Source organism: Bradyrhizobium nitroreducens, from assembly GCF_002776695.1.
Classification (GTDB): domain Bacteria; phylum Pseudomonadota; class Alphaproteobacteria; order Rhizobiales; family Xanthobacteraceae; genus Bradyrhizobium; species Bradyrhizobium nitroreducens.
The window spans coordinates 5,767,929-5,768,222 of the sequence record NZ_LFJC01000003.1; the positions used below are offsets into that span (position 1 = coordinate 5,767,929).

Here is a 294-nt window from a genome sequence, read left to right on the forward strand (position 1 = left end):
TGTCTTGTTGCAGCATCAGCCATTGCATTTCGACATAGTCACGCGCGTGTCCCCAATCGCGCAAGGCATCCAGATTGCCGAGGTAAAGTCGTTCCTGAAGTCCCAAATGGATGCGCGCCAGAGCGCGCGTGATCTTTCGGGTCACGAAGGTTTCGCCACGAACTGGAGACTCGTGGTTGAAGAGAATGCCGTTGCAGGCATACATGTCATAGGCTTCGCGGTAGTTGACCGTAATCCAGTAGGCGTAAAGCTTTGCAACGGCGTACGGCGAGCGGGGATAAAACGGCGTGGTTT

At 54.8% G+C, this 294-nt stretch carries 1 protein-coding gene; it reads right to left on the reverse strand.

The window, feature by feature from the left end:
* Nucleotides 1–294, reverse strand: a 294-nt coding sequence (locus TSA1_RS27670) for a GDP-mannose 4,6-dehydratase (protein WP_145984436.1), incomplete at both ends; no start/stop codon positions are given.